The 23,814-nt window shown below is 35.1% G+C and carries 18 protein-coding genes; 15 read left to right on the top strand and 3 right to left on the bottom strand.

Annotated elements, in window-relative coordinates; genetic code table 11:
• The first annotated feature begins 685 nt into the window (after nucleotides 1-685).
• A complete protein-coding gene (locus NYE73_RS14405) occupies nucleotides 686-4,813 on the top strand; it encodes a chitobiase/beta-hexosaminidase C-terminal domain-containing protein (RefSeq protein ID WP_259950424.1) in 4,128 nt (1,375 codons plus the stop codon).
• 125 nt (nucleotides 4,814-4,938) lie between these two features.
• Here the strand turns inward: NYE73_RS14405 and NYE73_RS14400 are convergent, their stop codons facing one another.
• Nucleotides 4,939-5,121, bottom strand: a complete 183-nt coding sequence (locus NYE73_RS14400) for a hypothetical protein (protein ID WP_259950422.1) — start codon at nucleotides 5,119-5,121, stop codon at nucleotides 4,939-4,941.
• Between the two features lie 893 nt (nucleotides 5,122-6,014).
• Between NYE73_RS14400 and NYE73_RS14395 the strand changes: the two genes are divergently transcribed.
• Genes NYE73_RS14395 through NYE73_RS14385 form a run of 3 tightly spaced genes read left to right on the top strand, consistent with a single transcriptional unit; the run spans nucleotide 6,015 to nucleotide 9,638 of the window.
• Nucleotides 6,015-7,139, top strand: coding sequence for a site-specific integrase (locus NYE73_RS14395; protein WP_259950421.1), 1,125 nt, complete (start codon nucleotides 6,015-6,017; stop codon nucleotides 7,137-7,139).
• A 14-nt stretch (nucleotides 7,140-7,153) separates the two neighbouring features.
• Complete coding sequence (locus tag NYE73_RS14390) at nucleotides 7,154-9,265, top strand: tyrosine-type recombinase/integrase (RefSeq protein WP_259950420.1); 2,112 nt, start codon at nucleotides 7,154-7,156, stop codon at nucleotides 9,263-9,265.
• Complete coding sequence (locus tag NYE73_RS14385; RefSeq protein WP_112118497.1) at nucleotides 9,258-9,638, top strand: DUF6262 family protein; 381 nt, start codon at nucleotides 9,258-9,260, stop codon at nucleotides 9,636-9,638. Before NYE73_RS14390 ends, NYE73_RS14385 begins: the two co-directional genes overlap by 8 nt.
• A gap of 326 nt (nucleotides 9,639-9,964) precedes the next feature.
• Here NYE73_RS14385 and NYE73_RS14380 read toward each other — a convergent pair whose 3' ends face one another.
• Nucleotides 9,965-10,789: a cupin domain-containing protein gene (locus NYE73_RS14380; protein ID WP_259950419.1), complete on the bottom strand. Its 825-nt coding sequence runs from the start codon at nucleotides 10,787-10,789 to the stop codon at nucleotides 9,965-9,967.
• A gap of 660 nt (nucleotides 10,790-11,449) precedes the next feature.
• Between NYE73_RS14380 and NYE73_RS14375 the strand changes: the two genes are divergently transcribed.
• From NYE73_RS14375 to NYE73_RS14365, 3 genes are all read left to right on the top strand, one after another.
• The gene (locus NYE73_RS14375) at nucleotides 11,450-12,130 is read left to right on the top strand and encodes a TraR/DksA C4-type zinc finger protein (RefSeq protein WP_103119087.1); all 681 of its coding nucleotides are present in this window, start codon (nucleotides 11,450-11,452) and stop codon (nucleotides 12,128-12,130) included.
• Between the two features lie 644 nt (nucleotides 12,131-12,774).
• Nucleotides 12,775-14,133, top strand: a complete 1,359-nt coding sequence (gene pbfA / locus NYE73_RS14370; RefSeq protein ID WP_259950418.1) for a (R)-1-hydroxy-2-aminoethylphosphonate ammonia-lyase — start codon at nucleotides 12,775-12,777, stop codon at nucleotides 14,131-14,133.
• Nucleotides 14,134-14,343: 210 nt separating this feature from the next.
• Nucleotides 14,344-14,532: a hypothetical protein gene (locus NYE73_RS14365; protein WP_054550360.1), complete on the top strand. Its 189-nt coding sequence runs from the start codon at nucleotides 14,344-14,346 to the stop codon at nucleotides 14,530-14,532.
• A 515-nt stretch (nucleotides 14,533-15,047) separates the two neighbouring features.
• On the opposite strand, the gene catA is transcribed toward NYE73_RS14365, so the two are convergent.
• The gene (gene catA / locus NYE73_RS14360) at nucleotides 15,048-15,698 is read right to left on the bottom strand and encodes a type A chloramphenicol O-acetyltransferase (protein ID WP_054550359.1); all 651 of its coding nucleotides are present in this window, start codon (nucleotides 15,696-15,698) and stop codon (nucleotides 15,048-15,050) included.
• 472 nt (nucleotides 15,699-16,170) lie between these two features.
• Here catA and NYE73_RS14355 point away from each other — a divergent pair, with 472 nt between their 5' ends.
• From NYE73_RS14355 to NYE73_RS14320, 8 genes are all read left to right on the top strand, one after another.
• Entirely contained in the window at nucleotides 16,171-16,356 is a 186-nt protein-coding gene (locus NYE73_RS14355) for a hypothetical protein (protein ID WP_259950417.1), read from the top strand.
• A gap of 172 nt (nucleotides 16,357-16,528) precedes the next feature.
• Nucleotides 16,529-17,032, top strand: coding sequence for a hypothetical protein (locus NYE73_RS14350; protein WP_259950416.1), 504 nt, complete (start codon nucleotides 16,529-16,531; stop codon nucleotides 17,030-17,032).
• A gap of 721 nt (nucleotides 17,033-17,753) precedes the next feature.
• Nucleotides 17,754-18,179 carry an acyl-CoA thioesterase gene (locus tag NYE73_RS14345; RefSeq protein ID WP_004225136.1) on the top strand — a complete coding sequence of 142 codons (426 nt, stop codon included), beginning with the start codon at nucleotides 17,754-17,756 and terminating at the stop codon, nucleotides 18,177-18,179.
• An 11-nt stretch (nucleotides 18,180-18,190) separates the two neighbouring features.
• Nucleotides 18,191-18,565: a DUF423 domain-containing protein gene (locus tag NYE73_RS14340; protein WP_103118262.1), complete on the top strand. Its 375-nt coding sequence runs from the start codon at nucleotides 18,191-18,193 to the stop codon at nucleotides 18,563-18,565.
• Between the two features lie 162 nt (nucleotides 18,566-18,727).
• Nucleotides 18,728-20,059 carry an SPFH domain-containing protein gene (locus NYE73_RS14335; protein ID WP_259950414.1) on the top strand — a complete coding sequence of 444 codons (1,332 nt, stop codon included), beginning with the start codon at nucleotides 18,728-18,730 and terminating at the stop codon, nucleotides 20,057-20,059.
• Between the two features lie 14 nt (nucleotides 20,060-20,073).
• Entirely contained in the window at nucleotides 20,074-21,177 is a 1,104-nt protein-coding gene (locus NYE73_RS14330; RefSeq protein ID WP_048392586.1) for a hypothetical protein, read from the top strand.
• A gap of 443 nt (nucleotides 21,178-21,620) precedes the next feature.
• Nucleotides 21,621-22,826, top strand: coding sequence for an EAL-associated domain-containing protein (locus tag NYE73_RS14325; RefSeq protein WP_036076413.1), 1,206 nt, complete (start codon nucleotides 21,621-21,623; stop codon nucleotides 22,824-22,826).
• Nucleotides 22,827-23,150: 324 nt separating this feature from the next.
• Nucleotides 23,151-23,801, top strand: coding sequence for a copper amine oxidase N-terminal domain-containing protein (locus NYE73_RS14320; protein ID WP_115673269.1), 651 nt, complete (start codon nucleotides 23,151-23,153; stop codon nucleotides 23,799-23,801).
• The last annotated feature ends 13 nt before the right edge of the window (nucleotides 23,802-23,814 follow it).

Genomic DNA, 23,814 nt, shown 5'->3' with positions numbered 1-23,814 from the left:
CAGTCCTTCTCTACAAAAGTAGTGAAGTTTTTTTATGCCGCCGGAACTGAGCTGGTACATTAGCTCATACGAAAATGTAATTACATAATATAAAACAACTATTCGAATGACTATTGTAAAAGATAAATATGTACTATTTTACATAGAATTTAGAATATTCATATTAAATAACAAAGTATTTATTATTTTTCTGTTAAAATTATTATGTTAAACAATATTTTGGTATTGTTTGATAATTACCGATAATTTTGTTAAGAGGATTTAAAACTTATCTTTACTAAACAGGAATAGGGAGGGATTACGCAAAGTATGAGTAGGTGGGGAAATCCAAGTATTTGAACGCATTAACAGCTTCAGCGGTTGTAGTAACACCGATTACAAGGATGTACAGCGCTCGCCACAATTTTATAAAAAGATTAATAATTTAATGATCGTGCCATGATGGGTATATTTAAACCCGAAAAAAACTAATCATCTGTATTTTGGAGAAGCTTTAATACGAATTTCTTTAATGCCATCTGGTAGTACAGGTACTATTTCGGGAGATTTAATCATTTATGCACCGAATGTAACCCTCTCTTTAGATGGGTTAACCGTTGTAGGGAACACAGTAATTGAATAATAACTTCCATGTAAAACCTAAGGAAAAGATTATTTTAGACTAAAATCATAAGGAGCTAAGCGAATGAAGAAATATGAATGTAATGTCGTTACCAAAATAGCGTTATCATTTTTACTTGTAATCTCTATGATTTCACCTTACTTCACAGTTGTAAAGGCCGAAACGACAGAAGCTATTGGAGTGGGGGAAGCGGTCAATCAATTTGATCCAACCGCAGTAAAGAGTAATGTTACTGTAGAGGGATATATAGTAGGGTTCGCCAAAAGTGAAACTTCTTATTCTGTGATAGCAGAAAGTGACACAAATATTGCGATCGCTGATACACCAGATGAAACAGATGTCACGAAAATGCTGTATATTCAATTACCAAGCTCCTATAGAGCCAATTTCGGATTATTTACTAACCCAAGTAATCTTGGGAAAAAAGTTAGAATAACAGGTTCACTGGAAAAATATTTTGGCAACCATGCAGGGCTAAAATCACCAACTTCAATGGAGTTTGTTGGGGACGATACTACTGAACCAAATCCTCCCGAGACAGCAACAATTGCCGAAGCTCGTGTAGCTGTTGGAACAGACCGCACAGTTCAAATTCAAGGGACGGTTACGACAACACCTGGTAGCTGGGGAGGCAAGGCCTTCTATGTTCAGGATGAGACAGCAGGGGTATATGTCTTCTCTAGTTCTGCAGAAGCAGGGAGCTTAGCTGTTGGAGATATTGTCAGCATCACAGGGAAAACTAGTTTATATAGTGGAGAAGTTCAATTTAATACACCGACAATTGAACGGATTTCTACAGGGACGGCACCTACACCGCAGACAGTAAATTTACCGATTGCGGATGATAGCACACAAGGAAGATTAATCACACTTGAAAATGTGAAGATTAAAGATTTAGCGCCATCTGGTACGTATGGTACATTTGAATTTAAAGCAGTCGATGCAGCAAATAACGAGCTGTTAATTCGCCATGATAACCGTACAGGCTATCAGTTCTCTCAGTTTGAAGCAGGTGGCTTCAATAACAATGATGTCATCACAGTGACAGGGATTGCGTCAATTTTTAACGGGACCTATCAATTAAAAACGTTAAGCGCGGAAAGCTTCCAATTAGTATCAAACTATGAGCCAACACAAGTAGAGAATATTAAGGCTTTACCAGCAACAGGCGAAGTTTATGCAGGAACGAAAGTAACATTGTCTACAAATACCCCAAATGCAACCATCTATTACACAATCGATGGTTCTGAACCGTCAGTAGCTAGTGAGGTTTATGATGCAGCAGCGGGGATTGTTGTAAATGAAGCCATGACTATAAAAGCATTTGCTACTGCAACAGGCCTAGACGATAGTGACATTGCTTCCTTTAATTATACAGTTAAAGAAGAGCCAACTGTTATATCCATTACGGAAGCTCGTAATAAAGAAATCGGGCAAACTGTTATCGTATCAGGGATCGTGACAGCAAAATTAGAAACGGCTACAGCACACATTCAAGATGAAGATGGGGCGGCGATAGCCATCTATCCTGTGGATAGTCTTGCCGCAAATGTCGGTGATCGAGTGACGGTGCAAGGACGAGTAGATGAATATAGCGGTCTAAAGCAATTAACGAATATTTCACTTGTTGGTATGCCTGTTCCTTCGACAATACCAGAGCCACATCTTATTAAAAGTAATGAGGTAGCGGAAGACAATGAATCGAAACTAGTTACAATTAAAAATGTTACCGTTACTGGTTCGGGTCAAAACTTTACAGGTACTGACGAAATAGGCCCATTTGCTATTTACGATAAAACAAGAGATTCTGGTTTAGTGAGTGGAAAAACTTATGGGGAAATTACAGGGATTGTTGGTCAATATACAAACCATCAATTGCTCCCTCTTCGCGTTATTGAAGATGTAACAAAGGTGCAGGATATCAAAGCTTCTCACGTCGGGGGCGTAACAGCTGGCACGAAAGTCTCCCTTTCTACAATGACTGAAGGAGCAACGATTTATTACACAGTGGATGGCTCAACGCCAACAACAGCTAGTGCAAAGTATACAGAGGAAATCCTTGTTAATAAACCAATGACGCTTAAAGCGATTGCAGTGAAAGAAGGTTTAACGAACAGTGCAATTGCTACATTTGTTTATGAAATTATTGATACTAAAAATGCCAAGATTAGCGATATTCAAGGGGCAAGCCATAAATCACCATATGTCGATTTAACAGTAAATGATGTGGCAGGAATTGTAACATTCGTTTTAAATTCAACTAGCTTTATTATGCAAGAAAACGAGTCGTCATTTGATGGCGTAAAATCAACTGCTATCAAAGTAAATAAGACAGGACATAATGTAGCAGTAGGGGACGTTATTAACGTTTCAGGAAATGTAGTAGAGGCAGGTGGCAACTCTCGATTGACAGATACACAAATTGCAGCAACAAATATTACAAAAACAGGTACAGCAGGAATTCCAGAAGCCCTTGTGATAGGGGAGGATCTGTTGCCACCAAATAAAATTATCGATAATGATAGTTTTGCAATTTTTGACCCACAAGAAGATGGCATCGATTTTTGGGAATCTATCGAGTATATGCTGGTATCATTCCCGGATGCGAGAGTAATAGGACCGATTTATAATAACGATTCTCCAATTGTTGTACCGAGCACAACTAATAATACATTCAATGTGAATGGTGGTTTAAATATAGCGGCCGATGATTATAACCCAGAAAAAATTATGCTTGAAGGGGTAGCAGGGAAAAACTATGATTCAGGTGATCGTTTTAATGATGCCCTTATCGGATTTGTAGAGAATTTTACAGATGGCTATCGACTGAACACAAATAAAGTCTTCCCAGAAGTGACAAAAGCGAATCTTCAGCAAGAAGTGACTCATCTTGAACCAGTAGCGGACAAGTTAAATGTCGCTTCCTATAATATCGAAAACTTTTCAAATAATCCTGCCAATACATCAAACGAAAAAGTAGCCAGAATAGCAGCGACATTTGTGAATAATATGAAATCACCAGATATTATTACATTAGTCGAAGTTCAAGATAATGATGGACAAACCGATTCAGGAAATGCAGATGCATCGGAAAGCTACATGCGATTAATTCATGCAATTAAAGCTGCGGGTGGTCCTGCGTATGATTGGATTGATGTCATGCCAATTAACAATACAGTAGGTGGTGCACCTGGCGGTAATATTCGTGTAGGTTACCTATATAATCCAGAACGTGTTTCATTAGTGTCAGGTATAAAAGGGATGGGTGACCAAACCAATACGTGGACAGCAGATGGAAGTCTCGCTTTAAATCCTGGCTTTGTTGATCCATCAAAATTTGTAGATACACGAAAACCAATTGCAGCCGAATTTGAATTCCAGAAAGAACGTGTAGTGATTATCGGAGCTCACCTAAACTCTAAAGGTGGAGATGGTTCACTTTGGGGACCAACTCAGCCACCAGTGCTAGAATCAGTAAAGAAACGTATTCAGCTTGCTCAAGCCATCAATGATTTTATCGATGAAGGACTTGCCATTAATCCAGATTTAAATATCATTGTAGCAGGGGACATGAATGACTTTGAATTCACACCAGCTCTTCAAACGTTAAAAGGTGATGTTTTAACGAATATGATAGATAAAGCCCCAGAGCAAGATCGTTTTACGTACTTCTTCCAAGGAAACAATCAAGTGTTGGATCATATTTTAGTTTCAAATAATCTTGCTGATGTTACAGAAATTGACTTGATTCATATAAATGCGAACTTTACAGAAGCACAAGGCCGTGCATCAGATCATGACCCAGTATTAGTTCAAATTGATTTGAAGGCAGACAATGAGGAAATACCCACACCAATAACACCTGAAAATGTATACAACTATGATAACTACAAAACAGGTAAATTAATAATGAATCGCCCAAGCATTTCGCTATCGTTAGGGAAAAATACGAAAATTAAAAATGGAATTGCAGTATTTAGTCAATATGCTGAATTCCATGGGGAAGGATTTGCAGATAAAACAGTAACGATTAGTCCCAAAAAAGGAAATGCGATTATTGACTTTAAAGGTACGAAAATTGGTGAAATTATTATCGAAGGAAAAAATATAAAAGAAATACGAAATTTACCTGATGGAGCGACCATTACGTATACTAAAGGGGCTTCGGCAGAGGAAATTGAGTTTAAGTAGAATCTAAAAAACTACCCAGCACTAATCTATATATGATATGGTGCTGGGTTGTTTGCTAATTAACCTATAACACTGAAAAGTTGTTGAATAATAAAAAATAACCAAGTGTCCATATGATTACTTGGTTATTTTTTACTTTTTATAAAGCCCATATTAGGAAAAATAAATTTTAAACCGATAATTAAAGCAAAGAACCCTGAAATCTTGAATGTTACATTTGTAAATGTCTCTCCATTTTCAGTGATATTCATTAGTAAACTGCCAAAGGCAATAAAAATAAATCCAATCAAACCAGAAATATATTTCAATCGATCATCCCCTTATTTAAATAAGCACTATTTTTACTCCACTCCCAAAGCAGTTTCTTTTTATCAAAGATTAGCATCCAACCTTTCTTTCAATACAATTATTTCAGTTGGAGGTAAATGAGGGACGCATTGTATGTATAAGAGTAACTACTCATGCTTAATGTATAAGGATTTATAGAAGTTTAGATGGTAGTGAATATCATGTTAGAAAAATCGCTATTTATTTTAACTATCAAGAAAAGCATCCCTCTATTTTTCACCGTTCCAATTTCCTTAGAGCAAAAACCCGACTAAATCATACTTTTGTGCAGATGAAAGCAGGGACTATGGCAAACGAAAAAAGCATTGCAACGAAGCAATGCTAAGTACGTGGGATTTTTGACAACTTTACTACATTAAAAACAAAGCCTATAAATCCATAAATAAAGAAAATATAGGCTACTAGTATGGACATAGCTTCTAAGTTGCTAGTGAATATCCTATATCCTCCTAAAGTAAATAAAGCCAAACTGCCAACCGAACTAAGTAATATTTTATTTTTGTCAGTCAACACACACACCTCCAAATAATGGTATGTATATAGGTTAACACAAATTGTGTTTTTAGTTAACCTATTCTGTTTTCATTGGTGAGTGTCATAAAAACAAACGAATGTTACTGAACACTCTGAATATTAAATAGACTAAACTAATAAGAGGATAATATGTTCAATATATGAGCATATATCCTCTTTTTCAATACATATTAGATTTATTAACTCGATTTAAAAATATTAGTCTAATATGTATATAATATAAGTGAACATACATTTGTTTTTGTGGTTATTATATTCCATATCGAAATATAATCTGTTAGAAAATGAGCGTTACTATTACTTTTTAGGGGGAAGTGCTATGAGAGTTCAGGAGGTTATTTTAGAAAATAACATTAAGCGATATATATTACTCGACCAAGAAGGAATTCCCGTACTAGTAGCCATGAAATACATAAAGTATTTAGATAAGACGGGGAAAAGCTCTAATACGCAGAAATCGTATTGTTATTCCTTAAAGCATTTTTTTACCTATTTGAAAGAAGTGAACAAAGATTATAAACATATTCGATTAGAGGATTTGGTGGACTTTGTGGGGTGGTTAAGAAGTCCTTACGGAAATTCCAAAGTCGCTCCGATTAAACAAGAAATAGCAATACGAGCAGAAACAACTGTTAACCATACCATCACAGTTATAGCAAACTTTTATGACTATTTATTTCGAAATGAAGAAGTACAAAATGACATGATGGAAAAGTTAATGAAACAAGTGTTCACTGGAGGTAACACACGTTACAAAAGCTTCTTACACCATATTACTAAAGATAAGCCCTCCGCAAGAAACGTACTTAAATTAAATGAACCACGTAAAAAAGTAAATACACTAACGAAGGAACAAGTACAACAAGTATTGCAAGCAACTACGAATATCCGAGATAAGTTCCTGATTCAATTGTTATATGAAACGGGATTTCGTATTGGTGAAGCTATAGGTCTCTTTATGGAGGATTTTAAATTTGACTTTCAAAAAGGACATCGAATTCGCCTTGTTGAGCGAGGGGAATTGGAGAATGGCGCTAAGTTAAAAACCGGAGAAAGAGAGATATACGTGTCACAATCCTTAATGGATTTATACGATGATTATTTGTACGAAGTGTTGGATGAATTAGATTTAGATTCAAACTTTGTTTTTGTGAAAATACGAGGTGGAAATGTCGGGAAACCAATGGATTATTTGGATGTAGAATCTCTATTTAAGCGTTTAAAAAAGAAAACAGGAATAAAAAAGCTACACCCTCACCTATTTCGGCATACACACGCTACAATTTACTATCAGCAAACAAAGGATATCAAACAAGTGCAAGAACGATTAGGACACGCTCATATCCAAACAACAATGAACTTATATTTACATCCTTCTGACGAAGATATTCGAGAAGATTGGAATAAGGCACAATCTGCATTTAACCTAAAGAAAAATGACTAAAAGGAGTTACTTAGATGAAACAAATGAAGATTATTGGATCAGAAGAAATAGGATTTCATGAAGGCTTAGAAAGTGAACTTTCAACTTATTTTGATAAAGTAATACACGAGGATGGCTCGGTTTTGGTTGAACAAATAAGTAATCCCTATTTCCTCGTCAATGACATATGGAAAATCAACGATATAGGTAAAATTAAACAATTTAAAGAAGAGGTAGAGACCTATAAGCATTCAAACCAAAATGTTCATTTTCGATTCAATAATCCTTTGGTTAACTTAGAAGTGAAATATGTCTATTACCAACATTTATTTAACGATTATTGGTCAATCACGTATGCCTTTGTAAATCAACCGCCATTAAGACGAGTGACGGAGTTCATAAACGAAAAGTACCCCAAACTATCATCAATGTTGGAATTGGATATTGAAAAAGCAGAACGAGAGTATATATTTTGGTTGAATGAAAAAGGAATCCAAACTCAACAAATAAGAAGAAGAAAGCTCCAGAAAGACGATATAGGTAAACCTCCCGTTGCACGTTTTCTGAGAACTATTTATACAGCCCTTTCGCAATACACAGATAAACGAGAAGAGTGGGAAAAGGATAGATGGGATGTTCGTCATTTACATGATAGATACGGTATTAATTATAATAAAAGCAAATACCAATATTATATTGATTTCTCAAAGATTCCTACTACCATTCGTGAGCAAGTCAAAAAGTATTTTAAGCAACGATTACTTAGTAAAAATAAATTCGCATGGGGTACAGCATTAAATTATATACTGTTTTTACCATCTTTTTTTACATTTGTATTTACACTAGAACCAAAATGGAAAGATTTAAAAGCTTTAAAGCGAAATCACATAGAAAAATACATCGAATATCTACATGAATATACTCAAATTCAACTGAAACAAAAGAATGCACATCCTGAAGCATATATATCAATAGCATTAGGCACTATACAAAAATTTCTTGAAGATATTCAACGATATGAGTATGATATAGCTCCTGAAAAACATGTAAGATTACTGATTTTTCCTGAAGATAAGCCTAAACTACGAGAAAAATCCGCTGACCAAATCGGTTACATTCCGGATTTTGTCTTAGAGCAGCTTTTTTCTCATCTAGATGAATTACATAAAGATATTGTTCCGATTGTTTGGGTCGCATTTAAAACCGGGCTTAGAATATCCGATGCATTAGAACTAACCTTTGACTGCTTAGTTCAACTAAACGGGCAATACTCTATAGTAACAGATATAAGAAAAACCTATGTGAAAGAACATCGTATTCCAATTGATGAAGAGTTAGCGGGAATCCTTGCCGTTCTAATCGATAAATCAAAAAAATTTAGTAATCAAGATAATAATCCAAAGGATTATATTTTTGTGCGGTATCGTGGCAAACGAAAAGGACAACCATATGGGCAAAATTGGGTTAATACCGCACTAAATATATTGGCAAAAAAAGTGAATATCACTGACGAAAACGGCAATCTCTTTCATTTCGCGATGCATCAGTTTCGACATACTTATGGAGTGAAAATGATAAATAGTGGTGCAGATATTTTAACTGTTCAAGAGCTTTTAGCTCATGCTTCTCCAGAAATGACAATGCGATACGCTAAACTATTAGATGAAACCAAAAGAGAAGCCTTTAAATCCGCTGTGAAGCAAGGAGTATTCAGCTTCGATTTAAATGGTGAAATTCAAGAAATTAAGGAAGGAGAAGATATACCAATAGATATTTTGGATGCTTTATGGCAAGATCATAAACTAAATGCGATGGATAACCCCTATGGAACGTGCCACGCTCGTTTAAACGGTAATTGTCCTTATATGGAAGAACCTCCTTGTCTAACTTGTGGTGACAACAAAACGCCATGTAAAGACTTAGCAGTAGGTTTTTCAGAATACGATATGCAAAAATATGAGCTGCACATTAATACAACGACAAAAGCAATTGAAATAGCAAAACAAAGAGGAAGAGAAGATATAGCCGAGAAGAACCAAAAGAACTTACGACGATACCAAAATATTTTAACTACCCTTCAAGAAGGAAACGTTATATTCGGTAGACATGAACGGATGAAAAGAAAGTTAGGTGTTAAGAATGACTGAATATGACCGTTCTGCTCATTTAAAAGCAGTTCATGCCCAACGTAAGGCAAACACCTATCAAAAAGTAGATGAAGCCATTAAAAGGCTCATACGCACTAACGAGAATATTAATTTTAATAGTGTTTCTAGTGAAGCTGGTGTATCGAAAGCAACACTTTACAACAATAAGGATATTCGTGAACGAATCGAAACATTAAGACAGCAACAAGCACAAGTACCTTCACCAAAACAAGTGAAGCGAGAAATGAATGAAAATAATAAAGACGCCCTTATTGAATCTCTAAAAAGAAAGGTTAAGAAATTGGAGAGTGAAAATAAAGAACTAAAGGAACAATTGAAATTCGCTTACGCAGAGGTGTATAAAGAGTTATGATGGAGATGTGAAATGAAAATAAAGTTAATTAACTTTAAAAGTTCAAATAAGCATAACCCCGTTCAATATAGGACGGGGTTAAAAATATAGTTGTATATTTTTTTATTTAAGAAACTTCACGTTAATTGTTTAAAAATCTAAGTTTTATTCAAAAATAGCGCCCTTTAACAGAAGACTGGATTTCAATATAACCATAAAGCTCTTCCACTATTAGCCTTCGTTTGTTTAATTACATTCCTTCACAATCTCAAAAAATTTTTTCTTAAATAGATAAATATTGAAATTCTAAAAGTCTTTTATCTGTATCCATTATTTTTACAGTATTTCTACATATTTTTGCTTTGTTGTAGAAGTTTAGATTCCCCTGTCCGTTCCCATTCTTCCACTGTCTCATATGCCTTTTCTGGAGAATATCCTTTTCCTACTAGAACCCCCATAAGAATAAATTCCTGAAGAATGTGTGTTGGATTTATCCCTCTTTGAACATCCTTTAATCCTTCATTTACCAAGAATTCCGTGTACCGCACCCATTCATCTGGAGTCTTGCCAGAAATAACAGAATTTCTATTATTGTTATTTTCACCCTTTTCTCCAGCCATTGCTGCAGCTTTAGTAGGGTGAACGGTTCCAAACGGATGGTTAGGCGGGGCATAGATAGAATAAAGTTTTAGTGGAATACTTCCTGTATTTGTTAAGTTATGCCATGTTCCGGCAGGGATAAAAATGGCATAATCATCATTGACATTTCTTATAAAGGTTAAATTATCTTTACTCTTGCCCATTTGAGTTACCCCTTGACCCTGCTCTATACGTAAAAATTGATCGACATTAGGATGCATTTCTAGTCCAATATCTTCTCCGGGATTTAGACTCATTAATGTTAGCTGTAAATGCTTTCCTGTCCATAAAGCTGTACGATACGTATTGTTTTGCTTTGACGCCTCGTTAATATTAATGACAAATGGGTTAGCTCCATAATCTTTTAACATTATTTCATTATTACCATTGGAAGCATGATAAGGATTTAATTGATTTGCAGGAATTGCCCCATAAGGGTATGTCCAGTAATTCGGGTATTCCATATAATTATGCATTGATGCATTTCCATAATAAGGGGTTTGATATGGATACCCGTTAGAGTGATAGTACATTTAATTCATTCCCTTCACAGATTCATTGTATTATCATATGCAATTGTTTTAGAAACGTCTTTCATTGAAAATTAGTTTTATGTTTATCCGCAAAAAATAAGAAATATTGTCAAAGCAGCAATGATTACTGTTTAAAGAAAATTTCCCAATGCATCTATTAGCTATATTTACTCCACAATCTGGCCCGTTTGTTGAATAAAATGACTAACATTTATAAAGGTCTTTATTATTTTTGAAAAGACTTTATTAAAGTACATTAAGATTCGATATTTTAAATAGATAAAGACCAAACATATTAGTCATATAAAATATGTTTGGTCCATTAATTTATTTAATTTTTTTCAATTTTAGTCTTGATAATCCTCAAAATGTTCAGCAAGGACGAGAAATCTTGCTGAACATTATTTTAAATATAATGATAATAATAACTAATAAATAGCCTCCAATTATCAAATGTAATGGCATTTTACTCGAAGGCAATAACTTTTAGGACAATGTAAAAGGGCATAGAAAACATGCGGATATAATATATCCATATTCGCACGCTAAACTAATTATATTTGGCATATTTATTAAAGAGTATTTTTGTCTTTAAACTTATCCTTACAAACAAATAATTCAATCAAATTCGTTCATAATAATGAAAAGGACGTGATGACAATGCTAAATGAGAAGAAGATATCAAAGCTAAAAAATATGTTAATTGAGCAAAAACACTCGCTCCAACGAAGAATGGATACAGATGATGAATATTTAGAACGAGGTAGTTTACGGGATTCTGTTGATGAGTTGTCCACAATCGATAATCATCCAGCAGATCTGGGTACAGAATTATACGAGCGTGAAAAAGATATGGCGTTAAAAGTCCATGACAATGATGAGTTAGCAAAAGTAAATACGGCCTTACAAAAGATTGAGGATGGTACCTATGGCGTATGTGAAGTTTGTCAACAAGATATCCCATATGATCGATTGGTGGCACTGCCTTATACCTCTTTTTGTATTGAACATACTGCAAAAGACGTTCCAACAGATCGACCGGTTGAAGAGCAAGTGATGCTTCCTCCAGTAGACAATTCTTTTGCTGGCCGAGATGACAAGGATGATATTCATGATTATGAAGATATGTTTCAAGTTGTAGCAAAATATGGAACTTCTGAAACACCTTCCGATTTTGAAGGGGATTTTGAAGATTATGATGAATTATATGAAGACCCAGAAGAAATTGCCGTTAATGACGAATGGGATTCATACCATATCTCTGAAACAGATGAATTAACACGCCAAGTTTCCATCCAGGAAGTAGAACACGCGAGAAAGTTTGATTATTTAGAGGATTAAATGTGGGATTCAAAAAGATAGGCGCAATTGTTATAAATGAATGCTTTAATAAAATGTTTTGAACAAATGTGAAACTTGCAGTATGTTTTGTAATAAGAAAAATAGGATGTAAACTCGGAGGTAGGTCATGTGGTATTTTCAATAACCTCAATATTAGGGAAAGACAGACCAACGATCGACCTGCACTCCATAATTCTGTTTGGAGCATGGCATATAACGTGGTGTCGCTCTATCACGAGTTACAAGTGAGCTCTTGCCAAGAGGATTACTATAATATTTAAGCTTTCATCTTATGATGGAGGCTTTTTCTTTTGCTTTGAAAACTGCGTCATACAGCCAAAACACTTCGAGTCGAGAGGTCAGTGTTTGGTGTGGTTTTGAGAGCAAATAATTACCAATGCTTAAAGTTGAAGCTAGTGCTCAGGGAACTTTACTTTCTTATTTGGAAATTCGACCAAATTTCCCCCCCCCCCTTTGATTCGACGGTGTTCTATGAGCATAGATTATTATTATTGATTCACAACAACTACGTCTAAATGTTATTGGGTGAAAAGATTTACAAGATATTAATATCTAATTAAAAAACAAATGTTATTTTGTTTAAGTAAAAAAATTAATTACCTATAATGAGAGGAGAAGAAATAATGGAAAAAAACATTGAAGTTTTAAGAACAGAAGGGGACATTAATTTAACAAAAACTCGTACTTTATGGCAAGGAAAACACTTGAGCAAAGAATCATTTGAGCTTTTAAACGATGATTCCAAGTATTATTTACATCAATCTCTTTCTACCCCTTGTTTAAATATTATTGAAAAAAGCTATGGAATTTACATAGAGGATATAGATGGAAGAAAGTATATGGATTTTCATGGAAATAATGTTCATCAAATAGGTTATGGTAATGAATATGTTATTCAAGCAGTAAAAGAGCAGTTAGATATCCTTCCATTCTCACCAAGACGTTATACAAATAAAGTTGCGATCCAGCTGGCAAAAAAATTAGTTGATATTGCACCAGAAAGTTTAAATAAAGTACTGTTGTCTCCTGGGGGAACTTCAGCTGTTGGAATGGCTTTAAAACTTGTTAGAAAGGTAACAGGCAAATTTAAAACTATATCTATGTGGGATTCATTTCACGGTGCTTCTTTAGACGCTATTTCAGTTGGAGGAGAAGCACTTTTCCGTAACGGTATGGGTCCTTTAATGCCAGGGAGTCTGCATATTGCTCCTTACAATTCATATCGTGGTTTGTTTGATGATGACAATGGTAGATTTAAATCCCTTGACTATTTAGAATATGTACTTGAAAGAGAAAATGAAATCGGTGCAATTATTTTAGAGCCTGTTCGTTGTACAGACGTGCATATCCCACCAAAAGAGTACTATCAACGTTTACGTAATATTTGTGATAGAAACAATATATTATTGATTTTTGATGAAATTCCAACAGCTTTAGGGCGAACAGGTAAAATGTTCACTTTTGAAAACTTTGGAGTTATTCCAGATATTGTATTATTGGGAAAAGGATTGGGTGGAGGCGTTTTTCCAATGGCAGCGATGCTGGTAAAAGGAGAACTTGATGTTGCCCAAGATATTGCACTTGGTCATTACACTCATGAAAAAAGTTCATTAGGTTGTGCAGCAGCATTGGCTACTCTTAATTATATCGAGGAGTTTAAATTAATTGATAAGGCTAATCAATTAGGAAATTATATGAGGATACGTCTTGAAAAGATGCAAGAACAGTATGAAATTATAGGGGATGTTCGAGGAATCGGTCTTTTATACGGAGTAGAATTAGTATTAAACCGAAATTCGAAAGAAAAAGCTATATCTGAAGCAGAGCAAGTAATGTATAAATGTATGGAAAAGGGATTAAGCTTTAAAGTATCCCAAGGAAATGTGCTTACTCTCACTCCACCACTTATCATTAATGAACATGAATTAGAACTGGCTATGGATATTTTAGAACAATCTATCCAGGAGATTTTAGGACAGTAATATAGATTTATGAAGAATTTATACAATTTACTAGATTGAAGCAACTAAACATCTCATATGAGGTGTTTTTATTATATAAAGAAACTTGATGTAAACATTCCAAAACAAACAAATGACGATGGAGGTGGGGGTGTTCAAGGCTGTTCTTGCGATTATAAGTGAAAATAGTGTATTATAGCTTTCATGTTGTAAATAAAAAGGACGGATGTAATGAAATATAATAAGACAGTTATGCTAAAGCTTATAAATGAACATCGAACATTGCATGATGAATTAAAAAAGCTAAAATCTGAAATGGGTTTAGAGAAAAATTTCGCAGTAAAGGCATTGTATCATTCATTTGTTGCAGAAGATGGTCCTTATATGAAAGAATATCAGGATTTAGAGCGATTACAATAAATGTAGTGCCACTAACAAAATTGTTGGCAAGATAAGTAATAATTTTTAGTCCGAGAATTTAATACTAAGTTTGTGATTGAGCCATTCATTTTGAGTGGCTTTTTATTCTGTTTTTTTACTGGCAGATGCTATAAAGAACGATAGGAAATACACGTTTGAACAGTTTAGGGATTCTTACAGATCACTAAATTGGCAAGCACGAAAATACAAAAGAATAAATACTTGAAATGTTTGAAAATGAAAAGGGTAACCGCCTAAAAGTTGAAAGGGAATTGGAAAACCTTAAAACAATGATTGGCTATGCGAAAACGCAGATGCAAGGAGCATTGAACTCAATTGGTTAATCGATTACTAGAAAGATATTGTTCAGTAACTTGAGTGGATATAGAAGGAAAGCAGAAAGACAATAATCAGATACAAGGAACACAAAATAAGGCACATAATACTACCCTGTTTTCCTACAGGTTAGTAAAAAACACCAACTAAAAGAGATTAGTCAGTGTTTCGTGTTTTCTTTATATAAGAAACTCTAGTTTATTTTCTACAAGAGTCTGAAATCTATCCATAAATAGAGCTGCATGGTAACCATCGCAGACAGAATGATGAACCTGCAAGGATAAAGGTAAATAAATATTACTAGTTTTATTGATAAACCTACCTGCAGTGATTATCGGCAAACAATAATTTGGGCTATTATTCACGTTTAAGTTAAAACCAGTAAAAGAAGTCCATGGAATCATAGAAATATTGACGACATTTTCAGGTATCGGTGTTTTAGGAAACAGTTTTCCTGTACCATTGTACTTCTCTGTATCGGAAATATAGTTCTCATAAAACTTTTTAAAACCTTCATCTGTATTTGTATAAATGGCTGAAAATAACTCTGATGTCTTATCAAAGATAGTATACATTGGGACTACCTTATCCCAGTAGCCAAACTCTCCAGCAGAATTAAAGTTCATTCTAAAATGTTTATTTGAATTTGCCACGTGAGTAATTAAAAAGATGAATACAGGATAGAATTTATATCCCTTATCTTTTGTAATTTTATAAAGTTCAGTAATATCAATATTTCTGGTGATGCTAAAGCTCGTTTGTTGATTTAAGAAATGATTGAAAATTTCTTTTCGTTCCCAATTATTAATATCAATTTTATTGAATTTCATCTTATAAAGCCTCCTAAAATTTAAAATCTAGATAATTTTAGGAAGCTAATTTGACTGCTTTTTTCATAAGATCATTCCTTTAATTTTATATAAGTTAATCTTAACATATTATTACGGTTTCGATTATTAATTTAGATTAGCATAGCGAGCTTAAACTGCTAATCAAAAAACTACTGCACAATATGAGAAATCGTCTTCAGGAAGGGCATCTTTGAAAAATTCTAATATTTCTTCGCCGAAAAATACAATAAATAGTAGTATTAGTACAATTAAAACGGCTCACTAAAGTCTGGATGTCATCACTTGATACAAGGGTTAGTAAGTCACATAGAAAGCTAGATGGTCAGAAAGCTGATAATGAAGGCTACTAACATTATGGTATGGGGCATTGCATCGATGGATAGTCAGTGTCGCTGGCACAAAATATATATGGAATGGCAAGTTACCAGAGTATCGATGAGGCAGAGACTACATGGACGATACCTACCAAAAGCAATCGGCTGTTCGTATTGATGTTTATATGTCTGATTTAGGGTTAAATTACAAACAAGCCTTTAATAAGGCGTACAAAGAGGTGAAGCCTCCAAGTGTTGTAGTACCATTCGTAAGTTACGAGGAATGGAGTCAACAATTTAGGATAGGAAGTAGTCATTCCTAGGAATAAGTTTTTAGATATTTATGTTAAAAACGATATTGAAAATTAACACTTAAAATCGTAAAGACATGTTGGAAATGGTACGCTTGACATAACAGAAATATAGTAACTATTTCGTACCGTATTGTTAAAAAACAAAATGTAACTTCGTAGCTTAGGAATGGATGTGTGAAATATGGACAAAAGAAATTCAATAATGGAAATATATTTTAATACAAAGGATATTGCTAAACGTAATGTATTATTAAAACAAATAGTATTTGACTTGCCTGAGAACGGAAAGGACTTTTTTCTCAAAGTATATAAAAAAGAGAGATATTTGGATATGCGGCTAACTGCGATTAGAGGATATGCTGCCTATGCAAGCGAAGAAGAAGTTGCGATTTTAATGAAAAAGATGTTGGAAATCTTAAAAAGGCGACCAGAAAGTACACCATATAATTATCAGGAATACAAAATCTTGCGTTCATCTTTTCTGATACCTTATTTATTGGAAAAATATCAATACGACTGTTTCAAAAAATTTAATGAACAGTTAAAAAAACAGTACGACGCTATGCCTGAAGTTTTCAAAGGAATTTTTACATGTGACGATAAAGGGGAACATATTCAACTAATTTCCCCAGCAGTAGTACGGAAAAAGATTGAAGATTTCATGCAAAGTGAAGGATGTATCTAATGGATTTTGCACCCAAATGATATATTGGATATTTATGGATTTTTTCCTATGTTAGTCTAATAGCTATTGTAATTATATCATCTCGCATTGCACATTCAACCTTTGCAAAGAAGGAAGATTGGGTAGGAAAGCTGTTAACAAGTGTGTTTGCTAATATAGGTATGTTTACTTTTGTCATGGGTCTATTTAGAAGGATGGAAAAGAGCGAGTGAATTGCTGTCATATGTAAATGTATTAATTGCTATAGGTTCATTCGCAATGATGTTTTTTATTGCCTTTTTTATAATTTTTGGATAGTCAATAAAATAATAAATGAATAAAAGACAACTCTGTGTGTGAACTGCCCCGTAAAGTTAGATTGATGTTTAACTTTTACGGGGCAGTTCTAATAAAGTGATGAGTGGTTTTTCTCAATCATATTTATCGAAAACTTATAAACTAAAACTTTTTTTGCTTCGAATTCCATTGTTAAAAAAAATTACATTTTTGATTTCCAGCACCTGCCCAGTATCTTTTATTTTTAAATTTTTGTATCCCAGTGTACCCCAAATAAATGGGGCACAACGGGTAAAAACGGAAACCAACATTTTTTACTAAATACTTTTCTGAATCTAATTTCAAATTTTTTTAAATTACAATTTATTAACTTTTTCTAATCAGTAGAGCAAAAACCCCACCAAATCAACACTTTTACGCTATAATGTAGGACGAGGTGAAGAAAATGTTTGTGAGTGAGAAACAGATTGAAATACGGTACGCAGAGACAGACCAAATGGGCGTGGTGTACCATGCGAACTATATTATTTGGATGGAAATTGGGCGTACCCAGCTTGTAAGTGATGCAGGCTTTGAGTATGCTGCCTTAGAAAAAGATGGCTATGTATCGCCAGTGATGGATTTATCGATTTCGTATAAAGCAGCCATGCATTATGGACAAGTGGCGACGGTGCGCACTTGGGTAGAAAAGCATGATCGTTTACGAACGACGTATGGCTATGAAATTTTACATGAGGATGGCACGGTAGCAGCCACAGCTCAATCCGTACATATTCTTGCGCATAAGGATACATTGCGACCGGTATCATTAAGTAAGATTGACCCAGCTTGGGATGCCAAATATAAAGAAATTGCCGTCGAGGCAAAATAGGAGAACAATAGATGGAAATGTTTATAGCTTTAGGCGCTATTTTGGCAGCTCTTGGTGTTGTTTTAGGTGCTTTTGGTGCACATGCACTCAAGGATAAGTTTGCCTCACCGCATTATGCAGCCATTTGGGAAACGGCTGTGCAATATCAGATGTATCATGCTTTAGGGATTCTAGCCCTTGGCATTCTATCCAATGATGCATTTTTAGGAAGCTCTAGTTTGCTTTCTTGGGCAGGCTACTTGATGTTTACAGGGATTGTATTCTTCTCTGGTAGTCTATATGTGCTAGCCGTGACAGGTGTGAAAAAGCTAGGTGCGATTACGCCAATTGGTGGCATGTTATTTATTGTTGCGTGGGTGCTTGTTATAATTGCTGCCTTATCCTAATACAGAAAAAGTAACGAGAACGTTCTGATGATTTATATCATTGGCGCTTCTCGTTTTTTTGTTGATAAGAAGAAAATGAAACAATTTGTCTGATTTTGCGTATTACATAGTATGAAGAGATGTTAAAATAAGCTAAACATCAATGTGAAGGTGGGAATATTTATGGGTTTATTGAAAGCAGGCGTTGGGGCATTAACAGGTGTTTTAGAGGATCAATGGCGTGAATATTTTTATTGTAAGGCATTATCCTCAGATGTTCTAGTAACTAAGGGTATTAAACGCACTTCTAAACGAGGTTCAAATAAAGGAAATGACAACATTATTAGTAATGGCTCGATTATTGCCATCAATGAAGGGCAATGCATGATGATTGTTGAACAGGGGAAGGTTGTAGAGTTTTCTTCAGAAGCTGGGGAATATGTCTATGATACATCTACAGAGCCTTCGATTATGTATGGCTCAGATTTATCTCATGGCATTATGGAAACATTTAAACAGATAGGCAAGCGTTTTACATTTGGTGGAGAACCTGCTAAAGATCAGCGAGTTTATTATTTTAATAAAAGGGAGATTGTTGGCAATAAATATGGTACTCCCGCACCAATTCCATTCCGTGTTATTGATCGTAATATCGGATTAGATATCGACATTGCCATTCGTTGTCATGGTGAGTATTCTTATAGAATCATTGATCCATTATTATTCTATACAAATGTATGTGGAAATGTAGAGCGTGAATATACGCGAGAGGCCATTGATAGCCAGTTAAAATCAGAATTAATGACAGCGTTACAGCCAGCCTTTGCACAAATTTCAGCAAATGGCGTTCGTTATAGTGAAATACCTGCGCATACGGTTGCGTTAGCAGACGCACTCAATAAGGTATTATCAGAAAAGTGGCTTGCTACACGTGGTTTAGCTGTTGTGTCATTTGGGATTAGTACCCTAAAGGCTTCTGAGGAAGACGAAGCCATGATAAAACAACTACAACGCAATGCGGTTATGCGTGATCCAGGTATGGCTGCTGCCCATTTAACAGGCGCTCAGGCAGAAGCGATGATTGCAGCTGCTAACAATGATGGTGGCGCTATGGCAGGCTTTATGGGGATGAATATGGCTGCACAAGCAGGTGGAGTCAATGCTGGTCAGCTTTATCAAATGAATGAGCAAAATAAGCAAGCGCAAATGGCTCAGGCTGCGATGCAAAATCAATCAGCCAAAGCACCTGGTACATGGACATGTGCATGTGGTCATGACAACACAGGGAAATTTTGTTCAAATTGCGGTGCAGCAAAACCAGCGGAAGAGGGCTGGACATGTACATGTGGAGCGGTGAATAAAGGAAAGTTTTGTAGCGAGTGTGGCTCTAAAAAACCAGCTGGTGCTTTACTCTATGCATGCGATAAATGTGGGTGGGCACCAGAGGACCCTGCCAATCCGCCTAAATTCTGTCCAGAATGCGGCGATGTTTTTGATGAAAAGGATGTCAAGTAAGGAGATGATGACCTATGTCAACGCAAGAAGTTGAACATGTCAAACAAGTAAAGCTTGACTTTGATGCGGAATGTCCATCCTGTAGTGCATCAATTGAGTTTAATCCTGCTACAGGTAAGCTGACCTGTCCGTATTGTGGATTTGAATCTGAAATTGCAACCCCTGAGCAAGAAGAGGAAAAGGTTGCACAGGAAATGGACTTCTTAAAAGCAGAGGAACGTGGGAATTTCAATTGGGGCGTGGAGAAGAAAACAGTTATTTGTAAAGCTTGCGCGGCCGAGACAATTTATGATGCTCTGCAGGTCGCTGACAGTTGTCCTTACTGCGGCTCAAATCAGGTCATGGAAGCGAGCGCTGAAAATACGCTTGCTCCCAATGGCGTATGTGCTTTTGAAGTAACGGATAAGCAGGCAGGAGAACATTTTCAGAAATGGATCAAAGGTCGATGGTTTACACCAAAGGCTGCCAAAATAAGTGCAAAGCCTGATGCCTTTAAAGGGGTATACCTCCCGTATTGGACGTTTGATTCAAAAACAAGCTCCAGATACTCCGCAAGATATGGACGACATCGAACGGTTACGGATAAAGATGGTAAAACGCATACTGAAACGGATTGGTATTCAACAAGTGGGTTTTATCAGGAATTTATAGACGATCATTTAGTGAGTGCCACAACACGCTATGATCGAGATATGATGCGAAAAATTGAACCATTTAATCTTCTTAATAATAAGGCCTATAAACCTCAATATGTAGCTGGATTTTTATCAGAGCGTTACAGTGTTGGTTTGCAGGATGGCTGGAGCCAAGCAAAAAGTGAAATCCATGATCACCTCCATGCGCAGATTACATCCAAAATCCGTTGGGAAAATAGGGCGGATGTAGTATCCAATCTACGCTTTTCCACAAACCATGATGATATTACATACAAATATTTAATGTTACCGATTTGGTTATCTTCTTTCCGCTATAAGGAGAAGATTTACCGCTTTATGGTGAATGGACAAACGGGTCGAGTTGGTGGTAATGCCCCTATTTCACCGCTTCGGGTGACAATTGCAGTTATTTTATCATTAGCAGTAATCGCTCTGATTTGGTATTTCTTTATGTCTGAATAATAATAAACAGTATGCCAGTAGGAGCCTCTTATTGTCCTTTTGGGATACTGTTTTTTTCATAAAATTGTCCTTAAATACTGGGTAAATGACTGAATTAATTGACTGGTATAGGATAATCATCATCCATTATCACGGCTGTCATTGCGTCAAGTTGCATAGATTAAAGGGAGAGTAAAATATCAGAACAGCCTTGGTTGGACAAAAGCATAACGTTGCAAGATGGTGTAACAAGCAACCTACTATGTAGGAAAGTCGTTAGAAATAATGCAATTATGGTGGTTAAAAATTAGGACGGATTTCCTTTAATGATGAGAAGTGAAGTTGCGATTTTACTTTAAACAACTTATTATACAGTCAGAGAGCATTTTTTAAGCTAGTCATGATAAATGTAATGTTATTTTTGAATAACAATGAAAACGTTATTCATATTGGAGGTTTCGATGATGGACGCAATTGAAGTGTTAACAAATTTAGATCAAATACATGGGTATTATCAACCGATATTTAGCGCAGATGCGCATACGGTGATTGCCTACGAAATTTCCGGATATCTACAAATTCAAGGTCAGCAAATTAATTTAAAGGATTTTGTCAACAATGAAGATATTCCAGAAGAATATCGAATTGATATGGAACATAAAATTTTACATGCGGCATTAGCCAAAATTGATGAAATTGCACCAGAAATTGATATTTATATCCCAAGCAATCCAAATTTATTGATGCAAGATTTTGGTGAAAGTCATTTTAATATTATCCAACAATATATAGAGGAAAAAGATTTACAGCGTATCGTACTTGTGGTATCAGAGCATCGTTTTATAGGGGATATTAACAAATTACATCACGCCCTACGCTATTTTACGACGTTTGGGGTAAAAATTGCCGTTCAGGAAGTAGGAGCCGAAAGTCATTTAGAGCATATTGCGCTATTGGCACCACATATCTTAAAGGTCAATACACGTGATTTAAATTACGATTCTTGGTCCGCTCAATCGGACATGATTTCTGCCATTGGTAGCCTAGCTTATAAAATTGGAGCGAATCTATTATTTGAAGATATTGAAACGGTTTATCAGCTACAATTTGCTTGGAAAAATGGCGGTAGATTTTATCAAGGGCCATACCTAGCAAATCCAGCTATGACTTTTGTCGATAAGGATATATTAAAGGAACGTTTTAAAAAAGAATGTCAGCAATTTATTACTTCCGAAAAGAAAATGCTGGAGGCGCAATATTTGCAGTTGAAAAAATTAAGGGAGGAATTAGAGGCGATTGTTCACCGTGTGAAACCAACAAGCGACAATGTCTCCCATTTAGAGTATTTAGCTGAATTATTGGATAACTACTCCTTCCGTCTCTATATTTGTAATGAGGATGGGTTCCAGTTAACGCCTAACGTTATGCGAATTGATGGGAACTGGGAGCTACAGCCACGTGCCATCAATAAAAATTGGAGCTGGCGCCCTTATTTCCTTCAAACGATTATCAAAATGCGCAACGATCAAAGTGGGGAAATCTCTGAATTGTATCGGGATATTGAAACAGGAGAAATTACAAGAACATTCTCCATTGCCATCAACGAGCATGAATATTTGTTTGTTGACCTTTCCTATGACTATCTTTATGAGCATAAAATCTTTAGATAATATTAGTAATTTCTTTAGTGACAACATTTCATGGGTACAAATTGCAATTCGATCTATTTATTTTAATTAAATGTATTAGGTATTATGGGGAAGAATCCTAAAAGCCTAGTAAAATACTGAAGTTGCCTTCTATATTTGCAGAAGGCAATTTTTTTTGATTTCAATCAAGAATGCTATTTAAGTTCTCATAGAAAATTAACTACCTCTATCGAAACAAAAATGGCAGTCTATACATTTGTTAAATTTGTAATGAATGATTTTGTTTTTTCAGTATTTTTTCATTTAGCTTAATTAAGATGGAAATATCATAAAGGAGCTGAAAAAATGAGGATTATCAAAATACTGCTAATTATTAGTTTAATTTGGCCATTTGTTGATGCCAACATAGCAAATGCGGATGATGAAGAAGATTATAAAAAATACGAGGGTGATGTTCATAAAAAGCACAATGATGATTATGATGATGACGAGGAAGATGATGATTATGATTATGATTATTATAAAGAAGAGGATGAATATGAATATTATGACCAAAGATACCCTGAAACAAATAGTAATACATGGAATATTTGGACAAGATCGACTTATGTAAATAAAGGAGAGTTACCCCTAAAAGAAGCGAAAGAAATTCAATTAAAACTAGAAAATAATAATAATACAGTGTCACTTTACTTGATTCCTTTAGATGGTGAAATATATGTGCCAGGTAAAATTGTTGCTGAACTTTTAGGTGCAAAAGTAGTTAATTATGATAATAGTAAAATATTGGAAATTAATAAAGCTGGTACAGAACTAATTTTTCGTGCGGGGACAAATGTAGTGTACTATAACGAGATAAAAACACCGATACCAGCTGTTACATTTTACTTGAATGATAATATATACGTTCCAATTAGTGTAATTTCAAATGGTTTGGGCTATGTGGCTGAATGGCAAGAAATGAATAACGCTGTTGTATTGAAGTTATTAAAATAAAAAAGGGAGATGA

Source organism: Lysinibacillus sp. FSL K6-0102, assembly GCF_038003545.1.
GTDB lineage: Bacteria > Bacillota > Bacilli > Bacillales_A > Planococcaceae > Lysinibacillus > Lysinibacillus capsici.
Note: the sequence above shows the minus strand (reverse complement) of the source record. Positions and strands in the feature narration are given on the sequence as shown.